General features: G+C 43.8%; 23 protein-coding genes. 1 reads left to right on the top strand and 22 read right to left on the bottom strand.

Features of this window, described 5'->3' with window-relative positions:
* Nucleotides 1-23: 23 nt before the first annotated feature.
* From rpoD to ABE021_RS02735, 4 genes are all read right to left on the bottom strand, one after another.
* Nucleotides 24-1,142, bottom strand: coding sequence for an RNA polymerase sigma factor RpoD (rpoD, locus tag ABE021_RS02750; protein ID WP_430286631.1), 1,119 nt, complete (start codon nt 1,140-1,142; stop codon nt 24-26).
* Between the two features lie 33 nt (nt 1,143-1,175).
* The gene (gene dnaG, locus ABE021_RS02745) at nt 1,176-2,987 is read right to left on the bottom strand and encodes a DNA primase (protein ID WP_430286630.1); all 1,812 of its coding nucleotides are present in this window, start codon (nt 2,985-2,987) and stop codon (nt 1,176-1,178) included.
* 163 nt (nt 2,988-3,150) lie between these two features.
* Nucleotides 3,151-3,993 carry a pyruvate, water dikinase regulatory protein gene (locus ABE021_RS02740; RefSeq protein ID WP_430286629.1) on the bottom strand — a complete coding sequence of 281 codons (843 nt, stop codon included), beginning with the start codon at nt 3,991-3,993 and terminating at the stop codon, nt 3,151-3,153.
* Between the two features lie 10 nt (nt 3,994-4,003).
* Nucleotides 4,004-4,633: a helix-turn-helix transcriptional regulator gene (locus tag ABE021_RS02735; RefSeq protein WP_430286628.1), complete on the bottom strand. Its 630-nt coding sequence runs from the start codon at nt 4,631-4,633 to the stop codon at nt 4,004-4,006.
* 326 nt (nt 4,634-4,959) lie between these two features.
* On the opposite strand from ABE021_RS02735, the gene ABE021_RS02730 reads away from it, so the two are divergent.
* Complete coding sequence (locus ABE021_RS02730; RefSeq protein ID WP_430286627.1) at nt 4,960-6,339, top strand: glycine--tRNA ligase; 1,380 nt, start codon at nt 4,960-4,962, stop codon at nt 6,337-6,339.
* A gap of 173 nt (nt 6,340-6,512) precedes the next feature.
* On the opposite strand, the gene recO is transcribed toward ABE021_RS02730, so the two are convergent.
* The 18 genes from recO to dnaJ all read right to left on the bottom strand — a co-directional run bounded on the left by recO (nt 6,513) and on the right by dnaJ (nt 22,438).
* Complete coding sequence (gene recO, locus ABE021_RS02725; RefSeq protein WP_430286626.1) at nt 6,513-7,298, bottom strand: DNA repair protein RecO; 786 nt, start codon at nt 7,296-7,298, stop codon at nt 6,513-6,515.
* 30 nt (nt 7,299-7,328) lie between these two features.
* Complete coding sequence (gene era / locus ABE021_RS02720; RefSeq protein WP_430286625.1) at nt 7,329-8,237, bottom strand: GTPase Era; 909 nt, start codon at nt 8,235-8,237, stop codon at nt 7,329-7,331.
* Nucleotides 8,224-8,631, bottom strand: a complete 408-nt coding sequence (locus ABE021_RS02715; RefSeq protein ID WP_430286624.1) for a cytidine deaminase — start codon at nt 8,629-8,631, stop codon at nt 8,224-8,226. The genes era and ABE021_RS02715 overlap by 14 nt, the downstream gene beginning before the upstream one ends.
* 18 nt (nt 8,632-8,649) lie before the next feature.
* The gene (locus tag ABE021_RS02710; protein ID WP_430286623.1) at nt 8,650-9,000 is read right to left on the bottom strand and encodes a diacylglycerol kinase family protein; all 351 of its coding nucleotides are present in this window, start codon (nt 8,998-9,000) and stop codon (nt 8,650-8,652) included.
* Between the two features lie 4 nt (nt 9,001-9,004).
* Nucleotides 9,005-9,478 carry an rRNA maturation RNase YbeY gene (gene ybeY / locus ABE021_RS02705; protein WP_430286964.1) on the bottom strand — a complete coding sequence of 158 codons (474 nt, stop codon included), beginning with the start codon at nt 9,476-9,478 and terminating at the stop codon, nt 9,005-9,007.
* A gap of 19 nt (nt 9,479-9,497) precedes the next feature.
* Entirely contained in the window at nt 9,498-11,615 is a 2,118-nt protein-coding gene (locus ABE021_RS02700) for an HD family phosphohydrolase (protein ID WP_430286622.1), read from the bottom strand.
* 53 nt (nt 11,616-11,668) lie between these two features.
* Nucleotides 11,669-12,625 carry a PhoH family protein gene (locus tag ABE021_RS02695; RefSeq protein WP_191688018.1) on the bottom strand — a complete coding sequence of 319 codons (957 nt, stop codon included), beginning with the start codon at nt 12,623-12,625 and terminating at the stop codon, nt 11,669-11,671.
* The gene (locus ABE021_RS02690; protein WP_430286621.1) at nt 12,626-13,720 is read right to left on the bottom strand and encodes a sporulation protein YqfD; all 1,095 of its coding nucleotides are present in this window, start codon (nt 13,718-13,720) and stop codon (nt 12,626-12,628) included.
* A complete protein-coding gene (locus ABE021_RS02685; protein ID WP_430286620.1) occupies nt 13,710-13,967 on the bottom strand; it encodes a hypothetical protein in 258 nt (85 codons plus the stop codon). Before ABE021_RS02685 ends, ABE021_RS02690 begins: the two co-directional genes overlap by 11 nt.
* A gap of 57 nt (nt 13,968-14,024) precedes the next feature.
* Nucleotides 14,025-14,555, bottom strand: coding sequence for a hypothetical protein (locus ABE021_RS02680; protein WP_430286619.1), 531 nt, complete (start codon nt 14,553-14,555; stop codon nt 14,025-14,027).
* 36 nt (nt 14,556-14,591) lie between these two features.
* Nucleotides 14,592-15,593 (bottom strand): flotillin-like protein FloA, encoded by a 1,002-nt coding sequence (floA, locus tag ABE021_RS02675; protein WP_430286618.1) that lies wholly within the window; start codon nt 15,591-15,593, stop codon nt 14,592-14,594.
* Nucleotides 15,593-16,933 carry an NfeD family protein gene (locus ABE021_RS02670; RefSeq protein ID WP_430286617.1) on the bottom strand — a complete coding sequence of 447 codons (1,341 nt, stop codon included), beginning with the start codon at nt 16,931-16,933 and terminating at the stop codon, nt 15,593-15,595. Before ABE021_RS02670 ends, floA begins: the two co-directional genes overlap by 1 nt.
* 268 nt (nt 16,934-17,201) lie before the next feature.
* Nucleotides 17,202-17,375, bottom strand: a complete 174-nt coding sequence (gene rpsU / locus ABE021_RS02665) for a 30S ribosomal protein S21 (protein WP_025784794.1) — start codon at nt 17,373-17,375, stop codon at nt 17,202-17,204.
* 100 nt (nt 17,376-17,475) lie between these two features.
* Complete coding sequence (gene deoC / locus ABE021_RS02660) at nt 17,476-18,126, bottom strand: deoxyribose-phosphate aldolase (RefSeq protein WP_430286963.1); 651 nt, start codon at nt 18,124-18,126, stop codon at nt 17,476-17,478.
* A gap of 116 nt (nt 18,127-18,242) precedes the next feature.
* Nucleotides 18,243-19,586 carry a tRNA (N(6)-L-threonylcarbamoyladenosine(37)-C(2))-methylthiotransferase MtaB gene (gene mtaB, locus ABE021_RS02655; RefSeq protein WP_430286616.1) on the bottom strand — a complete coding sequence of 448 codons (1,344 nt, stop codon included), beginning with the start codon at nt 19,584-19,586 and terminating at the stop codon, nt 18,243-18,245.
* 16 nt (nt 19,587-19,602) lie between these two features.
* Nucleotides 19,603-20,343 carry a 16S rRNA (uracil(1498)-N(3))-methyltransferase gene (locus ABE021_RS02650; protein ID WP_430286615.1) on the bottom strand — a complete coding sequence of 247 codons (741 nt, stop codon included), beginning with the start codon at nt 20,341-20,343 and terminating at the stop codon, nt 19,603-19,605.
* A 1-nt stretch (nt 20,344) separates the two neighbouring features.
* On the bottom strand, nt 20,345-21,289 hold the full coding sequence (prmA, locus tag ABE021_RS02645) for a 50S ribosomal protein L11 methyltransferase (RefSeq protein ID WP_430286614.1): 945 nt from the start codon (nt 21,287-21,289) through the stop codon (nt 20,345-20,347).
* 15 nt (nt 21,290-21,304) lie between these two features.
* Nucleotides 21,305-22,438 carry a molecular chaperone DnaJ gene (dnaJ, locus tag ABE021_RS02640; protein WP_430286613.1) on the bottom strand — a complete coding sequence of 378 codons (1,134 nt, stop codon included), beginning with the start codon at nt 22,436-22,438 and terminating at the stop codon, nt 21,305-21,307.
* Nucleotides 22,439-22,531 lie beyond the last annotated feature (93 nt).

Raw genomic sequence — 22,531 nt, 5'->3', positions numbered from 1 at the left:
TGAATTTGCCCGGTGCCTTTTTCTCATTCTAAAAAGTCTTTCAAGCGCTTGCTGCGAGATGGGTGCCGTAATTTACGCAGCGCCTTGGCCTCGATTTGACGGATACGCTCACGGGTTACACCGAAAACTTTTCCAACTTCTTCTAAAGTTCTAGTTCGACCGTCATCCAATCCGAAACGCAAGCGAAGCACATTTTCTTCACGATCTGTCAAGGTATCCAATACGTCTTCAAGCTGCTCTTTCAATAATTCATAAGCTGCATGATCCGATGGTGACTGGGCTTCCGAGTCTTCAATGAAATCACCCAGATGAGAATCGTCCTCTTCACCAATTGGTGTTTCCAATGAAACCGGTTCTTGTGCAATCTTCAGGATTTCCCGAACTTTTTCCGGAGTCAGCTCCATCTCTTCCCCGATTTCCTCAGGTGAAGGCTCTCTTCCTAAGTCCTGCAGCAGCTGCCGCTGTACCCGAATAAGTTTGTTAATCGTCTCAACCATATGAACAGGTATACGGATTGTTCTCGCTTGGTCAGCGATAGCACGTGTAATCGCTTGACGGATCCACCAAGTTGCATACGTACTGAACTTGAATCCCTTCGTATGGTCAAATTTTTCCACAGCTTTGATAAGCCCCATATTTCCTTCTTGGATCAAATCCAAGAAAAGCATGCCTCTTCCGACATAACGCTTTGCAATACTTACCACGAGACGTAAGTTTGCTTCAGCCAACCGTTTTTTCGCTTCTTCCTCACCAGCAATAATACGCTTAGCAAGAGCTACTTCCTCTTTGCCTGTAAGCAAATCCACACGACCAATTTCTTTTAAGTACATGCGTACGGGGTCATTTATCTTCACACCCGGCGGAACACTTAGGTCATTCAGATCGAACCGTTCTTCATCTGCAGCAGGTTTGCCCGGCGCTTCCTCAGAACTTTCATCTTTGCCTTCCATCTCAATACCAGCTGCCTCGATTTGATCGAGGAACTCTTCAAACTGGTCGGGCTCCATTTCAAAAGTAGCCAATTTTTCAGTGACTTCCTCAATTGTCAACTCACCGCTCTTTTTACCGGTTTCCAGCAAAGCAGCTTTGACTTCCTCCAACGTTGTCTCTGTTTCTCCAGTTAGTTCCTCTTTTTTAGCCATAATAACCTGTTCCTCCTTAGTACGCCGGTCGGCTTACATTGCCGATAATGATTTCCGGAGCTGTATGATCTCTCTCGCTAACTCTAATGCTGCGGGGAAATCGTTCATTTTTTCTGCGTCTTTTGATTCATGCATTTTTTGTGTAATGATTTGTTGAATCCGGTGTTTCTTTAAATGCAGAACACAATCTTCCACTTCTTGCTCTGCATGTTCAGGGTCCCGTTCCATCACCGCAGCTTCCAGTACGATCCTGCGCAATCCGCGGTCTTCAATCGTTTCTGCAAATCGATGGAAATCAGGGGCACCGTATCTCTCATAGAAACCTGCTAAGTGGATAAATATTGTAGCATAATCCTCATGTACAAACAGTTCCTCATGATCGTTCTGAATCGTGTCAAATAAGGAGCCATCATTTAATATGTGACTTAGTAGCAATTGCTCAGCACGCTCAGTTGCGGAAATGCTGTTCTTCTTTTGTGGTATGAGCGGCATCACAGGCTCTGAAAAGCTGTCTGTGTGGGTTTTCCTGACAGCCTTCCCTGCTGCTCTTGCATACTGTTGTTCGAGTGCATCCACAGATACATTCGTATCCATCGACAACTGCCTTAACATCATGTCTTTTTCGACGGGAGTTAAAACCCCAGCAAGTTCTTCCATCACTTCATGGATATATTGCAAAACATCATTTTCATGTGACAGATTTTTGGATCTTTTCGCATATGCCATAATGAAAGACATATACGTGTGCGGCCGCTCTAAAATTTTCTCCCTGAATGCTTCAATTCCGTTTTCGGAAATGTAATCATCGGGATCCATTTTATTGGGAAGTACTGCAATTTTAAGAGAAAACCCCTTTTGCATAATCAGCTCTGCAAACCGTTTAGAAGCTTCCCAGCCGGCATTATCACCATCACAACAAACAATCAGGTCGTTAGTAATCCTCTTTAACTTGATGAGTTGTGTATCCGATAAAGCGGTCCCCATTACTGCTACAGTATTTTCGACCCCATTACGATCTGCAGATAATGTATCCATAAATCCTTCGAATACTATTACATTACCCTTTTTCCGAGCATTAAGACGTGCACGGTGAAAATTGTACAGCAATCGTCCTTTTTCGAATATGGGTGTTTCTGGACTATTCAGGTACTTGGCTTCTTTTTCCGATTTCTCAAGCACTCTACCGGAGAACCCGACTATTGTACCATGATCGTCATAAAGTGGAAACATGACCCGACCACGAAACCGATCAAAAAAACCTGTGCCATTATCACGTCGGATGACAAGACCGGCTTGTTCCATCTCATTCATATCAAAACCTTGGCGCTGCAACAGGGAAGATAACGCTTCCCAATCATCAAGTGCCCAGCCAATACTATACTTTTCGATATTTTCCCTTGAAAATCCTCTTTGTTCAAGATATTGATATCCCTTTTCACCTTCTACCGTATTCAAAAGAAGGTGGTTATAGAAGTTTGCCGCGAACTCATGAGCTTCATACATCTGTTTGTTCGCTACATCTTTTTCTGATCGACTTCCCATCTCAACAGATGCATCAATCGGAATATCAAGCCGCTCTGCAAGATGAACGACTGCTTCTGTAAAAGGGCGGTTATCGATGTCCATTACAAAAGTGATTGCGTTGCCACTCGCACCGCAGCCAAAACAGTGAAAGAGCTGTTTTTCTTCAGACACTGAAAAAGAAGGCGTACTTTCTCCGTGGAATGGGCAAAGGCCAAACCAGTTCTTTCCCCTCTTGGTAAGGCGGACATGTTCACCGATTAGATCGACTATATCTGTCTTGCTGCGAATCTCTTCTATCGTCTGTTCCGGAATTTTTGACATGCTATCACCATCTTCACTGTCTATAGATTCGATGTATCCTTTAAAAATCCTTCTTATTCGACAAATTTTTTATTTTACTCCGAAACTGTTATTTTACAGGATACCCATGAGGAATACTAGTAGGAATGTAACTTGAATCATGAACGAAAAAAGAGGGACCGCCTTATCGATGGAGGTCCTTCCGAATTTTCTCGAACTTTCTGCTATTCATATTCGATATAATCATATTTGCGGTTTCTTCAACCGCCCGATTCGAGACGTCGATTACCGTACAGCCGATTTTATTTACCACCTTGTTGAAATGGTTGATCTCCTGTTCAATCCGATCGATTTTGGCATAACTTGCGTCGTCTTTCAACCCTAAAGCAATCAGGCGCTCTTTCCGGATCGAATTCAAAATTTCAGGAGAGATGACGAGACCAAAACATTTATTGGGATCGATTTCATATAACTCCGCCGGTGGTTCAACTTCCGGAACAAGAGGGACATTTGCTACTTTAAAGCGCTGGTGGGCCAAGTACTGGGAAAGCGGGGTTTTGGAAGTTCTTGAAATCCCCACAAGTACGATATCGGCATTCAATACCCCTCGGGGATCACGTCCATCATCATATTTGACTGCAAATTCGATTGCTTCAATCTTCCGGAAATAGTCCTCATCCAATTGTCGGACGAGTCCTGGTTCTTCCGTAGGTTTCTCATCGAGCACATGTTCAATAGAATGCATAATCGGACCCAAAAGGTCTATGCACTGTACATCATGCTGTCCACAACACAGGATGAGGGCTTCCCGCATCTCGCTGCGGACAAGTGTATAGACGATAACTGCCTGCTGTTGTTCCGCAAGCCACGCAATTTCCTTCAACTGACTTTTTTCTTCAATGTGTGAAAAACGTTTCATCGAAACTGTATCCAAATCTTGACGAAATTGACTTGCCGCTGCTTTTGCAACCAGTTCAGCTGTTTCACCTACAGAATCTGAAACAATAAAAAACTTGAGTTTTTTCATAGGACCCACCTCATAGCTCATGATCTTGTGCCAGTGTTAAAAATGCTGCTGTAATATTTGTTTTCGTAATTCTGCCCACTACTTCCAAACCCAATCCGGCTGTCCCAATTACAGGTAATGAATCGATTTGTTTGTCGATCATTTTACGGGCAGCAGATAAAAGTGTGTCTTTTTTGTGACAGTAAATAATATTGGGCATTCGGGTCATAATGACATGCACTGGTATCTTTTCAAGCTCCGTATTTCCGATACTCGTCCTTAATAGATCTTTTCGGGAAAGAACTCCTGTCAAACAGGATTGTTCGTCTACCACAAACAGTGTACCGACATCCTGTAGAAACATCTGACAGATCGCATCATAGACTGAGCTATGCTCGGTCACGACAGCAGGTGTGGATTGGAAATCGCCTACTTGCATCCCAATCATTTCATCCCCCACGGAATGCACTTGCTTCTTGCCTGAATAGAAATAACCGACACGCGGGCGAGCATCCAAGTATCCGGCCATTGTCAAGATGGCGAGATCTGGACGTATGGTAGCTCTGGTCAGGTTCAACCGTTCGGCAATATGTTCTCCCGTTATCGGTCCATCCGCCTTGACGATCTCGAGAATCTCCGTCTGGCGCTTATTGAGTTCCATCTATGTCACCGTCCTAAGCGTTCAATTAAACAAATCTCTCTACAGTATATAACACATTCAGTTCTATTGCGAAGAATCGTGAACCATGCTAAACTGAACTCAACATTTGAATAGGCGAAGATAGGTCGATAAGTACTGTCAGCATATAGCGATCGGGGATAGTGAAAGCCCGTATTTGACATGAAAAGGCAACCTGGAGCCATTGTAAGTTTAAAGAGGACTGTCCGTTTTTGTACAGTCAATCGAGGTGGAACCGCGGGGCGTTACGCACCCGTCCTCGGACATATGTCCGAGGATGGGTGCTTATTTTAATTGGAGGGATTAACATGTATACAATGGAACAAATTGTGAACGTTTCAAAACAGCGTGGATTCGTATTTCCTGGATCTGAAATTTATGGAGGATTAGCGAATACATGGGACTACGGTCCACTTGGTATTGAACTGAAAAACAATATCAAACGAGCATGGTGGAAAAAATTCGTTCAAGAATCTCCTCATAACGTAGGACTCGATGCCGCAATCTTGATGAACCCGAAAGTTTGGGAAGCGTCTGGTCATATCGGGAACTTCAATGATCCTATGATCGACTGTAAAAAATGTAAAACACGTCATCGTGCAGACAAACTGATAGAGGATGCACTCGAAGCAAAGGGCATGGAAATTGTCGTTGACGGAATGCCATTTGAGAAGATGAAAGACTTGATCATCGAGCATAATATTGTATGTCCGTCTTGCGGATCATTGGACTATACGGATATCCGTCAGTTCAATTTGATGTTCAAAACTACTCAAGGTGTTACCGATTCTTCTGCAAATGAAATTTTCTTGCGTCCGGAAACAGCACAAGGTATTTTTGTGAACTTCAAAAATGTCCAGCGCTCGATGCGTAAAAAACTTCCTTTCGGGATCGCTCAAATCGGAAAAAGCTTCCGCAACGAAATCACACCTGGTAATTTCACATTCCGTACTCGCGAATTCGAACAGATGGAACTCGAATTCTTCTGTAAGCCGGGCGAAGATGAAGAGTGGTATGCGTTCTGGCGTGATGCTTCTAAGAACTGGTTACTCGATCTTGGCCTTTCGGAAGAAAATATGCGCCTTCGCGAGCACAATGAAGACGAACTTTCCCATTACTCTAAAGGTACAGTCGATATCGAGTTCAAATTCCCATTTGGATGGGGTGAATTATGGGGAATCGCTAACCGAACAGACTTCGATTTGAATCGTCATATGGAGTACTCTAATGAAGACTTCCATTATCAAGATCCGGTTACGAACGAGAAATTCGTACCCTATTGTATCGAACCTTCTGTTGGTGCAGACCGTGTCACTCTTGCATTCCTTTGTGACGCTTTCGACGAAGAGGAACTTGAAGGCGATGACAAACGGACAGTTATGCGTTTCCACCCGGCTCTAGCACCTGTGAAAGCTGCTGTGTTGCCATTGTCAAAGAAGTTAGCTGAGGGTGCTGGCGAGGTGTACGCAGAGCTTTGCAAGTACTTCCCTGTTCAGTATGACGACTCACAGTCCATCGGCAAACGTTACCGTCGCCAAGATGAAATCGGAACGCCGTTCTGTATTACGTACGACTTCGACTCTGAGGAAGATCGTCAAGTAACGGTGCGCCATCGCGATTCAATGGAGCAAGTCCGCTTGCCGATTGAAGAGCTGAAAGCTTATATCGAAGAACGTATTGCATTTTAAATGAATCCAACAAAAGTCTCCTACTTCCAAATGTAGTGAGATGCTGGATAATTTATACGTTTAAAGGATTTCGTACTTTTGCGGAATTAAGTGAATGAGACTTTTAGAACGAGCACGAAACGCTTTAGACGCAATTTTAGCAAAGTGAAAATCAAAAAACCGGCAGATCCAGATTATTCATCTGATTCTGCCGGTTTTTCTTTGGGTGGTAAAAGATTAGGAGTTCGATCGAGCTGATCCAGAAATGATCGTGATTTCAATCGAAGTCCTACTTGTTCATCATATATTTGCCGAACCAGTTTCTTCATGAACTGCTTCGTCGATTTTTTCAAAGTGAGAGAACCTACTTGTGGGATCGGTACTGTGGCAAATGTCCGAATAAGTTTCAATTGTGCTGGAGTGATCCTTACGATATATGGATCAGTATGGAAGCAGCGATGGCACAAAAAACCGATTTCCTGAAATGAAAACGCAAATTCGCCTTCAACCGATCCGCAGGATGCACATTGATGCAAAACAGGGTGAATTCCTGCTACCGGCAGCATCTTCCACTCAACGAATAACGCAATGGCTTCTGGGTCATACCCTTCATTAATCGCGTGCAATGCCTCATATAAAAGATTAAAGACACCCGTTGATCGCTCGCCGTCTTCCGTAAGCCGATCTACTAACTCAACAATATAGCTTGCATATGAGGTCGCTTCCAGATCTTCACGTATGTACCGCATCGAATCGATGGGCTCGCCCTGTTCAAGTGATCCCATCCCTTTTCCGGTTCGCAGCAGAAAATATCCATAGACAAACACTTGAGAAACAGAAGAAAGACGGCTGGCCGGTTTTTTTGCCCCACGCGCCATCGCCGTCATCTTCCCGGCTTCTTTCGTTAGTATCGTGACAATCTTGTTTGTCTCACCATAAGGCATTGTACGCAGTACAATGCCTTCCCATTTGTTCATCATGACGTTCGCCTCCACTACTGTGCGGGAAAATCAATACTCGTCGTCGCGGAAGCCGAATTCTTTCAGCTGTCCAGGTTTATTACGCCAATCCTTTTGAACTTTCACCCACAGTTCTAGGAATACTTTAGAGCCTAACAACATTTCAATATCACGTCGGGCTTTTGTGCCGATCTGCTTCAGAAGGGCTCCTTGTTTACCGATGACAATCCCTTTTTGGGAATCACGATCCACGATGATTGTCGCCATCACATTGACTATGTTCTTGTCTTCGTCGCGCGCAATCTTCTCAATAACGACCGCAATTGAATGAGGAACTTCTTCTCGCGTCAAATGGAGTACTTTCTCACGAATCAGTTCTGAGATGATGAAGCGCTCAGGATGATCCGTAACTTGGTCATCCGGATAATATTTCGGTCCTGCAGGGAGATACTTGTTTAAGGTCTCCATCAGGCGTTCCACATTGTTTCCGTTCAAAGCGGACAATGGGATGATTTCAGCGAAGTCGTACTCGTCCATGTAGGATGTAATGATTCCGAGCAAATCATCAGGGTGAACCAGATCAATTTTATTGATAACCAAAAATACCGGAGTATTTGAACCTTTAAGCATTTCAATAACAAAGCGATCTCCAGGCCCTATCTTCTCGTTCGCATTGACCATGAACATGATGACGTCTACTTCTTTAAGTGTATTCGTTGCGGATTTCACCATGAAGTCTCCCAGCTTATGCTTTGGCTTATGGATTCCTGGTGTATCGATGAATACAATTTGCGAAGAATCACCTGTCACGACTCCTTGCACTTTATTGCGCGTTGTTTGCGGCTTGTCGCTCATAATAGCGATTTTTTGACCGACTACACGATTCAAAAATGTTGATTTTCCGACGTTAGGTCGTCCTATGATTGAAACAAATCCAGATTTGAATTCACTTGGCGCCATATTCAAGGTCCTCCTTACGAAACGCACCGGGAATGAGTTCTCCAACTGTCGTGTTCAGAACATCCCCTTTAAGGTTCGTTAAATAGACAGGCATATCTACAGCGCAAAATTCAGAAATCACTTGTCGGCATGCGCCACAAGGTGAAATCGGCCCGTCGGTATCCCCTGTCACAGCCAGCGCTGTAAAAGAACGATTGCCTTCTGATATCGCTTTGAAAAAAGCCGTACGTTCTGCACAATTTGTCATGCTATATGCGGAGTTTTCAATATTACATCCTTCAAATACAGTCCCGTCTTCTGTAAGTAAAGCAGCGCCTACAGGAAATTTCGAATAGGGTACGTATGCATTTTGCATAGCATGTTTTGCATGTTCCATTAGTTGTTGTTTGTCCAAAAGTTTCACTCCATTCATTTATATCAGCCATTTCGGCAAAAAGATGAGTACACCAATTATCGCACTAGCGATAGAAAAAACAAGCACGGCCCCGGCTGCGAGGTCTTTTGCTTGTTTCGCCAAAGGATGTCTTTCTTGCGTTACTAAGTCTACCACACGCTCAACAGCAGCGTTCATTAATTCTAATGCAATCATCAGTCCAATAACAGCGGTAATAATTAACCATTCGAGTTGACTTAAACCTGTCCACCATCCCCCAATGATTACAACAATTGCCGCTACTAGATGAAACTTCACGTTCCGTTCCTGGGCAGCTCCGTGGACAATGCCCTTCCAAGCATAGGTGAACGCCTTGAAAAATGTTTTCATTGTCTTATCTCTTGAGTCCGAACGACTGCAGAATCTCATCTTGTCGACCGAACATTTTCTTTTCATCGTTTTCAGTCATATGGTCATATCCGAGCAAGTGCAAGAAGCCGTGTAATGCTAGGAATCCCAGTTCCCTTTCCACGCTATGTCCGTATTCTTGAGCTTGCCTTTGAGCGGTCTCCACTGATATTAGCAAGTCCCCTAAATGTCGTGGCATATCTTCTGCTCCGAAGATCGCACCTTCTCCATCCACTTCTTCTTCAAGCGCGAAAGAGATGACATCAGTAGGCTGATCTTTACCTCGATATTCATGGTTGATCTGTTGTATCGCTTTATCGTCCAAAAAAGTTACAGAGAGCTCTGTTCCCTCTTCAAGACCTTCCGCTTCCGCAGCGAAAGATAAGAGTTTCTGAATGAGCTGTTCGGCAGCTTTTCCATCCCCATTTATTTCATCGATGAAATCAATCTCCAACATAATTCTCCCTCCTCTGTGCTGCTTATTTCGGATATTCGATTCTGCTGTGGAAAATTCCATTTAACGTTTCACAAATCACTTGCTCCACGATACGTATTTCTTTCATGGACAGCTCACATTCATCAAATTGACCATCATTCAGTTTGTCCTTCACAATCGATTTCACCAAACCTGATATTTTTTCTGGCGTCGGCTCCTTCATGGAGCGAACCGCAGCTTCACAACTATCTGCAATTGAAATAACTGCAATTTCTTTAGTCTGCGGTTTAGGACCGTTGTATCTGAAGTCGTCCTCCACTACATCTTCATCTTGCTCTTTTGCTTTATTATAAAAGAACTTCAAGAAGCTGGTTCCATGATGTTGACGTGCAATATCTATAATTTGCTGAGGCATTTTCTTGGCAGCTAATAGGTTTGCACCATCAGCCGCATGAGCAATTATGATATCACGACTTTCCTCAGGAGTTAACTGATCATGTGGATTCACACCATGCTGATTCTCGATAAAGTACAAAGGACGGACACTCTTCCCAATGTCATGATAATAACTGCCGACCCGTGCTAGGAGCCCGTTCGCACCAATCGCTTCACATGCAGCATCTGCTAAATTGGCAACCATCACACTGTGATGGTACGTGCCCGGTGTCTCTGTTAACACCTTTTTCAATAGTAGATGATTTGGATTGGACAACTCCACTAGACGCATATCCGAGACAATTCCAAATACTGACTCAAAGAACGGCAGTAAGCCAATCGTAAGCGCTGCAGAAAGAATAGCTGAGCTGATAGCAGCTATTATGTAGAAAAGTACTTCCGACAGTGTATAGGAAGATTGGGTCATTAGAAGGTAAAACGCAATGTATAAAACGTTAGCAATGGCAACCGCCATGCTTGTTCTCATAATCGTAAGACGTCTTCCGCTTTCACCAAGAGCTAGCAATGCCGTTATACCACTCAGCAAGAAATACAATACCACTTCCATTTGCATGATTGACGTGACACCTTCTTGTAAGATGAGGCCGCTCGTGGCAGCAATCATTACGACAGAGAGAATGGCTAGACGCTCATTCGTCAGGATTTTTACAAGCAGCGGAGCCAATGCGACAGGAAAAAGAAATGAAACTTGCACATCGAACTCTTTATCCAAAACACCTGTGAACTTCATCATTACAACGACTAGAAAAAAAATCGAGTAAAAGATGAGTAACGATTTCTTCAAAACCTGTTGATCTTCTTTTCTGGACATGAAGTGAATATAGACGAGACCTGATAGCAGAACAATCAAACAAAACAACGCTATTAACGGCTTTGTAGATGTTTGATTTGTTAGTAACCCCGTAACTTCAAGCTGTCGGTAAATTTCCTTATCGATCACTTGGCCTTCCCGAACAATCACTTGACCTTGAAGTATTCTAGTTGGTTCTATGCTGTCTCTCGCTTGTTTCAATCGTTGCTCTGTCAACTCTTCATTTATGGTTTCCGTAGGAATAATCAAAGGACGCACAAGCTGAATCATTGTTTGGACTTGTCCATCTGGTATTTTTGAAGAAGTTCTGAGTTTACGTTCCGCATCATATTGGGCTACGGAGACATCTTTTTCTTTAATCGGTTTCGAGAGTTCTTCTGCCAGGATTCTAGTTAGCTCAGAGCGCATTTCCAGTAACACCGCTTCGTCTTCCGTAAGAAGTCCTGCCAAAACGGTTTCACTCAAGTAAAAGTCAGGTTCAGTTTCTTTTAACTCCTTTAACTTCTTATTCATTTCACGAAGTGCTGCTTTAAGTGTTGGAGCCGAAACTTTCTCTTCTTCACTCAATGTGCTTTTCTTCACTTCAAGAATGTAGTCGAAAAGCGACGCAGCAATCGACTGCCTATTCGTGGATATCTCGTCATTGAACTGGTACACGGGTGGTTGTTCTTCCGCAACACGTTCACGCTCTTCTTCTGTTTTCACAGTGTCCTCAACCGTTTTTAAAGAGCGGATGGTACTCGGTGCGATTTGAAAAGGTGTTAACTCATATGTCTCTTGTTTTACATCATCATAGAGGAAGAAAAATAGCAGGACTGCAGACAGTCCAATAACTAGCCAGGCAATTACATGAAATTTTAAGGACTTGAACAGTTGGACCAACGGCTTTAACATCCCTTGAATCCCCTTTCAGTCTGAAATGCAAAAGTATGTAAGGAGCAGCCCGGTTAGGACTGCTCTTCTTCGTATGCATCTATGATTTTTGCAACGATAGGATGTCGGACCACATCGGCAGGCTCTAAATATTGGAAGTGGATTTCCCGAACTTTCGACAAAATGGATTCTGCTGCAATAAGTCCTGATTTTGCCCCTTTCGGTAAATCGATTTGTGTCTTATCTCCTGTGATGACCATTTTTGAACCGAACCCTAAACGTGTTAAGAACATTTTCATTTGAGCGTGTGTTGTATTTTGCGCTTCATCGAGAATGACAAACGCATCATCGAGTGTTCGTCCTCTCATGTAAGCAAGCGGTGCAATTTCTATCGTTCCACGTTCAATTAGGCGTTCCGTATGCTCAGCTCCTAACATATCATGGAGCGCATCATAGAGCGGCCGTAAATATGGATCGACTTTGTCTTTCAAGTCGCCAGGTAAAAAACCTAGACTTTCCCCAGCCTCTACAGCCGGGCGCGTTAAAATGATCCGCTTAGCGGAACCGGTTTTCATGGCATGAACTGCAAGTACTACGGCAAGGTACGTCTTCCCTGTTCCGGCAGGTCCAATGCAAAATGTCAGATCGTTCTGACGGATTGCTTGAACGTATTCACGTTGACCGATTGTTTTAGCTCGAATCACTTTACCTTTACTATTACGGGCAATTTCCACGTCATACAGTTCAGCAAAGTATTCTATAGTTCCATTATTCACCATTTCAATCGCGGTTGCAACATCCCGCTGGTTGATCTGGATTCCTTTGCGAATCACTTTTAATAATTGCTCCAAGAGCTGTTTCGCTGCTTCAGTGTGCTCTTCGGATCCTTTGAGAGAAATCGTTTCACCTCGTGAAAGTACAGCAACGGATAGATTTTCTTCAATAAGCTTTATGTTCTGGTCGGAAATGCCGAGTAACATGATCGCCTCGTTTGGATCTTCTAGGTGTAGTTGAAGTTGTTGTTCACTCAATCAATCGTCTCCCCCTTGGGATAATGGTCTTTTTACCGCAATATTTTCGTTGATCAGAAAAAGGATAGTCCCTGTTACTTTATCATTGTCAAACGTCACCTGTAAAATATTTTCATCCTTAATATCCTTTTCATACGAGGTTTCAGAAAGCAATTTATGTTTTAATAACGGAACCAGGAAATCTTTTTCCATTCCTTCCTCTAATGTGATTGTTTTTAACGTGTCGTCCACCTCTTCGTTCCACTCTACAAATTTCCAAAATGGGCGATTTACGGCTTTTTGTTTCAATCCAGGTATGTTCCATTCTATGATCACTCGTTTCTCCCCGGCCGCACGGTATTGAATCGTTTTAGGCAGAGAGAATTTGTACTCAAGCCAATAATCCGCAAAGACCGAACCCTCCGCTCCAACTATAGCTACCTTGTCGCCTTGTTCCAATACGCCTGTCGCCAGCAGATCCCCTTTTTTAACGGTTTGGTTGAGTCGGGCAACCCTTTCTCCGCTTTTGAGTTGAAAGCCTGTAATGACGCCTCCAGTGCGTGCTACGAGGTCCCCTGGTTCACGCGCTATTTCGGACTTGCTTGACGTTTTCGGTGAGATCATTGGAATTACTGTAAGTGTTGCACCTTTCTTTTCAAAGCGTACCCAAGATAAGTCAGGCTCATCAGTCATGATCAGACTTCGGATGGTTCCTTCGTCAGGTAACTGATGTAGCAATTTCATTGGCACTACTGCCGACTTTTCCAATTTTTGTTCAATTCGTTCAGCGATTTCCGGATGTTCTGCATCGACATTCACTTGCCAAAGAAATAAGGAAGCAAGGAATGGGACGATGCAGAGAAGGAGAGCAACCCATGAATGGAACAGTCGATTGACAGGCGTACCATCACCTAAGCGCAGTACATGGACTTTAAGTTTGAACCGCCGCCTATTTGACCGGATATACCGCAAACCTCTGGCGTCTGTCTGAAACCAGATTGCCCCTTCTGTATGTTCGAGTTTTGAAACGCGTCTCTTATTCCGGATCAATTCATTGACCAGATGGGCAGGCTTTCCATCTCCACTCAATTCAACGTCATATAACTTACGTTTCATACGGCTCTCCTTCCTTCAACTCTTTAGAAATCCGGAGTTCATGAAGTTCAGTGAAGGAAAGTAACGCTGATTGTTCCATAAGCATGTCAAAATGAATGTCCGTTCCTTTAATCGATATGAGATAGCCTTCCTTACGTATTTTCGCCAAACCTTCGGAAATGATTACAAGCTCATAACCGCCAAGTATCTTGAGTGATGATAAATCTTCTACCGATATCAAAGAACTCATCTCAAATAGTTTTCTCAACGCATTGACCCCCTATACCATTCTTATGCTCGGTACAGGGGGTCAATGCGTATTGGTTTACTGTTTAGATTTCGGAGGTCCCAAAATCTCTGAAAATACAATCCCTTTCAGTATATCTTGTTTACTCGTAACATCTACATTCAGGGATTCACTCTGCACAAACCGCTGTTGCTCGGGATTGTGTGTCGAAAGTCTACCTGAAGATCGTGCGTTCGCCTGTCTTTCAGATCGAACTGGCGTAGTATTCAAATGCTTATTTCTAGAAGCTTCAGGAATTGCAGCAGGCTCGATCTGTACAGATGGTTCGTCGGCCGTTTTCCGTTGGTCTTCCTGAATTTCCTTATAAATTTCACCTGTAAGCTCTTTTAATCTTTTAAAAGGATCTTTCTGATCAGAAGTGGATGCCTGTCGAGTTTGAGTTGCTTCTGCTCTTTGAGGCATGGGTGGTCTAGCTGTATCAGGCCCTCTATTCGGTATCACTGTCTTTTGAGGCGTTCTTTGCTCCTGATTCTCTACTGCACCCTTATTCTTTTTACCGAATAACGTACTGAGAAGTCCGATCACAATCAAAATAATAATTTGTTCCATCAGCACATCCCCTTTCCGGGAAGTTGCGGCTAACTATTAGTTCTTCGGCTTATTGTCCTCATCACCAGAACCGCTTATTTTCCCGATGGAATCCCTCATACCTGTATCTGCTTGAAGGTTCTTGTAATTCATATAATCCATCACACCAATATTGCCGTTACGAAGTGCTTCTGCCATAGCAAGTGGTACTTCTGCTTCTGCTTCCACAACTTTAGAGCGCATCTCAACAACTTTGGCCTTCATTTCCTGTTCGCTTGCAACAGCCATTGCCCGACGTTCTTCCGCTTTCGCCTGTGCAATATTCTTATCAGCTTGTGCTTGCTCAGTTTGCAGTTCTGCACCAATGTTTTTACCAATATCAACGTCAGCGATGTCAATCGAGAGGATTTCAAACGCTGTACCAGAATCCAATCCTTTTGTAAGGACCGTCTGAGAAATCAAATCCGGATTCTCCAACACTTTTGCGTGATCCACTGAAGAACCGATTGTACTAACAATCCCTTCACCTACACGAGCAACAATCGTCTCTTCACCTGCACCCCCGACAAGGCGGTCGATGTTAGCACGGACGGTAATCCGTGCTTTTGCTTTGACTTCGATACCATTCATCGCAACACCTGCGATGAATGGTGTTTCGATAACTTTAGGGTTAACGGACATTTGTACAGCTTGCAATACGTCACGACCTGCTAGGTCAATTGCTGCTGCGCGTTCAAACGTCAATTCAATATTTGCTCGTTGTGCTGCGATTAGAGCGTTCACAACACGGTCCACATTACCACCAGCCAAGTAGTGACTCTCAAGCTGATTAATCGTCACGTCCACACCAGCTTTATGAGCTTTAATGAGCGGGTTTACAACCCGGCTCGGTATAACTCGGCGGAGACGCATACCGACGAGTGTTAAGATACTCACTCGCACACCTGCAGATATTGCGGAAATCCACAATGCCACAGGGACAAACGTAAAGAACACAGACAACACGATAATCGCTGCAACGGCGATTACTACAATACTAATTAAACTACCACTGATCATTATTCATTTCCCTCCATTTCTTGAAGTTCCCTGACTACCGTCCGAGATCCTTCAACTTTCACTATCTTAACACGCTTTCCTTTGTCAATGTAGTTTCCTTCTGAAATTACATCAATCCGTTCTCCATCCATTACAATTGCTCCTGACGGACGAAGCGGTGTAAGAGTGACTGCAGTTTTCCCCAGCCAGTCGATACGATTCACGTTCGACACATACCCACTTTCCGTATCCGTCGCATCCATGAGAATCATTCTGTTCAACAAGTGCAGTTTCTTTCCAAAGAATTTCATAATAACCACCATCCCCGTTGTAGCGATTATGAGTGCGATGAGCACGGAAATCGCCATATATGCAGGATTCGCACCTGCCATGATAATACTGCCGGTGACAGCGACCGCACCTGCTATTCCTGCAATCCCATGGGGCAGGAACAACTCTGCGACAATCAATCCCGCACCAAGGAGGAACAAGAGAATCGCTTCATAGCCTGCTAAACCAGCGATCAAATGTCCGTAGAAAAAGAGTAATAGAGCTGAAACTCCCATCGTACCCGCCACTCCAAATCCTGGGGAATACAATTCCACGATCAATCCAAGACCTGCAATTGAAAGTAATATTGGAACAACTACAGGATTGGTGATGAAACGTGCAATCTTTTCACTAAATGTCGGATCAGTCGATATAGTTGTTGCATCTTTCATGCCGATTTTCGCCAACAATTCATCATAATTAGCGACTGTTCCTTCACTGTAGCCTACTTCAGGTAGCGCGGCTTCCTCATCTCTTAATGTTAACAATTCACCCTTACCCGCACGAAATTCCGGAATGTCCTCCTCGGGATTCGCCATTGCTAGCGCAAATTTCGGGTTTCTGTCTTGTGACTTTGCAGCATTAATCATATCCGCAGACCATGCGCTTTGTGCTTTCTTCTCCGCAGCATTGCCAGACCCGTCAATTACTGCTGCGGCACCCATTGTAGAACCTGGTGCCATATAGATTTCGTCTGCATGGAGGGCAAGGAAAGCCCCAGCTGATAAAGCCCGTTTGTTGATGTATGCAACAATTTTAGGTTCAGTCTCATCCATTAACTTGGCGATTTCACCTGCAGCATCTGTAAAGCCTCCTGGTGTATTGATATCAAGTACAATTACATCTGCACCTGCTTTTTCAGCCTCACTGAAAGAACGCTTTAAAAACGCATACAAGCCTTTTTCTACTTCATTATGAATCGGAACTTTGTAAACGGTTCCAGTTTTCGCCTGCGATGTAGTCGAAAATGGAAGTGCAACGGCTGATACGATAAGTGTCAAAAGCAGAAATCCTTTTATGAGCTTCTGCAAGAATTCCACCTACTCTCTAAGTTGATTGTTCATCAAGTATACCTATTATACGGACGAAACACACGTAAGTTTCACTATATGAAAAGTTTTTGATGAAAAATAAGTTCGCCGGTCATTTGTGCGGGGTAACGGATCTATTTCTGAAGCTCTGTAAATAAAGAACTGCATGAGTGGCTCAAAAAAATAAGCCGGAAAATCCAAAGGATTTTCCGGCTTACGCGCATTTTACTGGGTTAACGTTGCTTTAAGCAAACAATATAGGAGTTAATCAGAATTTGCGTTTACGAGCAGCTTCAGATTTCTTTTTACGCTTAACACTTGGCTTCTCATAAAACTCATGCTTTCTTACGTCTTGTATCGTACCACTCTTTGATACAGTACGTTTGAAGCGGCGAAGAGCATCTTCAAGTGATTCGTTCTTACGAACAGTTGTTTTAGTCATCTCTTGTCCCTCCCTCCGAACACACTTCGAACATAGCATACTGCTATGTACTTGAAAATTATAACGTATTATTTTCTAATGGTCAATATAAAAGAAGAAATTAATATTCAGATTTTGATTGAAGGCCATTCATAATCGCCACTCCAGAGCTTGCACCGATGCGTGTTGCGCCCGCTTCTTTCAGTGCAGTCAAATCTTCTAGACTACGAACACCGCCTGAAGCTTTCACACCCATTTCAGGACCAACCGTACTGCGCATCAGCTTAACATCTTCAACCGTAGCTCCCGCAGTTGAAAATCCTGTAGAAGTTTTCACAAAATCCGCTTTTGCGAGTACCGATAATTCACATGCGGAACGTTTTTCTTCGTCAGTAAGCAATGCAGTCTCAATGATCACTTTTACAATGGCTTGTCCGGCTGCAGCATTCACCACGGCTTCGATATCCTGTCGGACCGAATTAGTGTCACCACTCTTCAAGGCCCCGATATTAATGACCATATCGATTTCTTCGGCACCGTGCTCAATTGCGTTTTTTGTTTCAAAAGCCTTGACTTCTGATGTTGTTGCACCGAGCGGAAATCCAATAACTGTGCAAACCTTTACAGAAGTTCCTTCAAGCAATTCCGCAGCTGTTTTGACCCAAGCCGGGTTCAAACATACAGAAGCGAATTCATAACGCTTGGCTTCGTTACAAATTTCCACCACTTGTTCTTTTGTCGCATCTGCTTTTAATAATGTGTGATCGATCATTTTTGCTATTGTATTCAATTTTATGACCTCCTGGAGGATGTTCGTACCTTATTCATCTTATCAGAATAAAACACAATAGAATAGAAACCGCCCGGCACAATGCCCGGCGGTCGCTATTAATGGACTAATTCCTGTTCTTCTTCCAACACTCGGACGAATTGACCTTCATTATAAGGATATCCAGCTTTCAATACTTTCACACGGATGATTTTGCCCACCAATGCTTCTTCAGCAGGAAACACCACTTTTAGATAATTGTCTGTATACCCTACGTATAAATCACTATCCATGTCCTCTTTGAATTTCTCCTCAGGGATGACTTCAAGAACATCGCCTTCAAACTCAGCGGCATATTGCTTCGCAAGCTGATCGTTCAATTCAATCAGACGATGGACACGATCGTTTTTGACGTCCTCGTCCACTTGGTCTTCCATGCGTGCTGCAGGTGTGCCTGTTCGTTTTGAATATGGGAAAACATGCAACTCCGAAAAACGGTGGTCGCGAATGAAGTTATAGGTCTCCATAAACTCTTCTTCCGTTTCACCCGGGAATCCGACGATCACATCTGATGTGATGGCTAGATGAGGCAATGCCTCACGCAGACGATCCAAACGCTCTGCAAAGAACTCCATCGTATATTTACGGCGCATTCTTTTCAGAACGGTATTGGAGCCGGATTGGATCGGAATATGCAAATGGCGAACTATGATTGAAGAGTTATTCAGCACCTCAATCACTTCGTCCGTCAGCTGGCTTGCCTCAATGGAACTAATCCGAAGCCGCTTCAGACCTTTGACTTTCGTTTCGAGATCGATCAGCAATTTAGCAAGATTATAGTCTTTCAAATCCTCACCATAGCCACCAGTATGAATGCCTGTTAAAACGATTTCCAAGTATCCTGCATCGACCAGCTGCTGAGCCTGGCGAACAACTTCTTCAGGATCACGGGATCGCATAAGTCCACGAGCCCATGGAATGATACAAAATGTACAGAAATTGTTGCATCCTTCTTGGATTTTCAATGATGCACGCGTACGGTCAGTGAATGCAGGTACATCCAATTCCTCGTACACCCGATTTTTCATAATGTTGCGCACAGCATTGATGGGCTGGCGTTCTTCGCGAAACTGCTCGATTAATCCAAGTAATTTCGTGCGGTCTTGCGTCCCGACTACGATATCGACACCAGGGATCGCCATGATTTCCGCGGGCGAAGTTTGTGCATAGCATCCTGTAACACAAATGACTGCATCCGGATTCTGACGAACGGCACGACGGATAACTTGCCGGCTTTTTTTGTCTCCTGTGTTGGTTACAGTACAAGTATTGATGACATACACATCGGAGTTTTTTTCAAAGTCAGTACGTTCATAACCAGCGTCTTTAAAAAGCTGCCAGATTGCTTCAGTTTCATAGTGATTCACTTTACAGCCCAATGTATGGAAGGCAACCAATGACATCAGCTGCTCACCTCTTTCATTCGAATTCGTAAGACATGGCGGATAAAACATATAATGGCGCGGTTTCTGTGCGTAGAATGCGCGGACCAAGTGAAATAGGCAAGAACCCGGCATCTCTCAACTCTTGCGCTTCAGTTCTCGAAAGACCGCCCTCTGGCCCGAATAGGACCAGTATCGATTGTCCATGATACACCTTCTTAAGACGTACCGCAATCTTATTTGAAGTTCCTTCTTTCGCTTCTTCTTCATCTGCGAAGAGAAGAACCTGGAAAGATTCCGCGTGTTTCAACAGGTTTTTAAAGGTAAGCGGCTCGGTAATCTCTGGAATGACTGTCCGGTGAGACTGTTCAGCAGCTTCTTTTGCAATTTTACGTAGCCTAGCTGTTTTTTTGTCTCCTTTTTTTTCATCCCATTTCACAACCGAGCGCTCCGCTTGAAAAGGTATCATCCCTGTCATTCCAAGTTCAGTACCTTTCTGAGCAATGAGCTCCAGCTTATCGCCTTTTGGTAAACCACATGCTAATGTAACTTGGACAGGAAGCTCGCTGGTTGAAAATGTATTGCCTGTATCCATGACAGTTACACCATTTTCATCAAATTGATGAATTGACGCAATGCGACCAATCCCTTCAGATACACAACAGATTTCTTCACCTTCACGCATACGCATTACACGCGTAATATGTTTTTCATCCTCACCCGTTATAATCGCAAAGCCATTTTCGTCAAACGGCTCTGTAAGAAAATAGCGCTGCACGTTATTCCCCCCGTTTGCGGGCAACCAATGCAACCCAATCTTCCATTACAACAGATTCAATGATTTCGAATCCTTTTTGAATGAGGTTTTCTTTTACAAAATCTTTTTTAGCACCGATGATTCCGGATACGATGAATAATCCATTGTCGGCTAATAAATGATGCGCATCTTGAGAGAACGTAACAATCACTTCCGCCAATATATTCGCGACAATTAAATTTGCAGGCTCCTTGACAGAATCCAATAAGTTGCCATGAAGGACTTCCACTTTTTCATCGCAATGATTTAACGCAATGTTTTCTTTAGCCGATCGAACCGCAACCTCGTCTAAATCCAAAGCAAGGACTTGCTTAGCATTCAACAAGGTTGCTCCGATTGCGAGCACGCCTGAACCCGTTCCTACGTCGATGACATAGTCCTCGGGCTGCACATACTTTTCAAGCGCTTGTAAACACATGACCGTAGTTGGATGTGTTCCTGTACCGAACGCCATTCCTGGATCCAGCTCAATTATCAGCTCATCGGATTCGACCGGTACATAGGTTTCCCAGGTTGGAACAATCGTGAAACGACCGGAAATCTTCACCGGATGATAATACTTTTTCCATGCAGTCGCCCAATCTTCTTCATCGACTTCAGTCGTTGTGATGGCTTTTTTACCTGTATCCAAATTATATTGTTTTAGCTTATCAATCGATTCACTGATTTCTTGTATCGTTTCTTTCAAGAAACTGCTAGCCGGTAAATACGCTTTCACTAAAACGCCTTCTGAAGGAAAGTCTTGTGGATCCAGGTCATAGATTTCTCCAAAACGATCTTCGTGAGTGCGTTCCGGTTCGCCGGAGTCTTCAATGACTACACCACTTGCGCCTGCTTCATGGAGAATGTTAGCAACTGCCTCAGTAGCCTCATTTGTCGTGTGAATTGCTATTTCAGACCATTTCACGTACTCTCAATCCTTTCAATCACCTTTAATCGATCGCTTGATTTTGTCGAACAGCGAACTTGAATATTCTCCTGGGGCTCCTCCATCAATTGAAGCAAATTCCCGCAACAGTTCCCTTTGTTTTTCCGTCATTTTCTTAGGTGTCAATAATTTCACAATTACATGCTGGTCACCGATTCCATGCCCATGAACATTTTGAATCCCTTTCCCGCGTAAACGGAATGTAGTTCCTGGTTGTGTACCGGCAGGGATTTTCAAATTCACCGACCCATGAATCGTCGGTACTTCTATCTCATCGCCGAGCGCGGCCTGAGGGAATGTCAGTGAGACTTCCAAAAGGATATCATCCGCTTCACGGATGAATTTTTCATGCGGACGTACACGGAATACGATATACAAATCTCCTGAAGGTCCGCCATTCACACCCGCTTCACCTTGACCGGCTACACGAAGTTGCTGCCCATCATCTACACCCGCCGGGATTGTCACCTTGATTTTTTTGCGTTTATTGACTCTACCGCTGCCATGACAAGTTTCACACTTCTCTGGAATGATTTTCCCTGTCCCTTGACAGACATTACATACTTTACGGTTCACCATCTGACCGAGAGGTGTGTTTTGAGTAACTGAAATCTGTCCTGCACCGCCACAATTTGTACAAGTTTTCACTGAGGTCCCTTTTTTGGCACCGGACCCGTCACAAGTATCACAAACTTCTTCACGCGGTATTTCAATTTCCGTTTCTTTGCCGAAAGCAGCCTCCATGAAGTCCACAGTCATTGTATATTGGAGATCGTCGCCTTTACGCGGTGCATTCGGATCGCGACGCCGGCTTCCGCCACCTCCAAAGAATGAACTGAAAATGTCGTCAAAGCCGAAGCCATCGCCTCCACCAAAACCACTGAATCCACCACCGCCAAAACCTTGGTTAGGATCTGCATGACCATACTGATCATAGGATGCGCGCTTATTCTCATCACTTAATATTTCGAAAGCTTCTGTTACTTCCTTAAACTGTTCTTCTGCGTTTTCCTGTTTGTTCAAGTCAGGATGATATTGCTTGGAAAGCTTACGATACGCTTTCCTGATTTCTTCCTTAGTAGCCGTCTTCGGCACGCCAAGCACTTCATAATAATCCCGTTTACTCATTGTCCACACTCCCGAAACTCATTTAGCATTGTGTGCATTGTAACACTTTTTGAGTTAGTTTGGTAACAAACGAAAAAGCCAAAGCCGGAATAT

The organism is Sporosarcina gallistercoris (assembly GCF_050459885.1).
Classification (GTDB): domain Bacteria; phylum Bacillota; class Bacilli; order Bacillales_A; family Planococcaceae; genus Sporosarcina; species Sporosarcina gallistercoris_A.
Note: the sequence above shows the minus strand (reverse complement) of the source record. Positions and strands in the feature narration are given on the sequence as shown.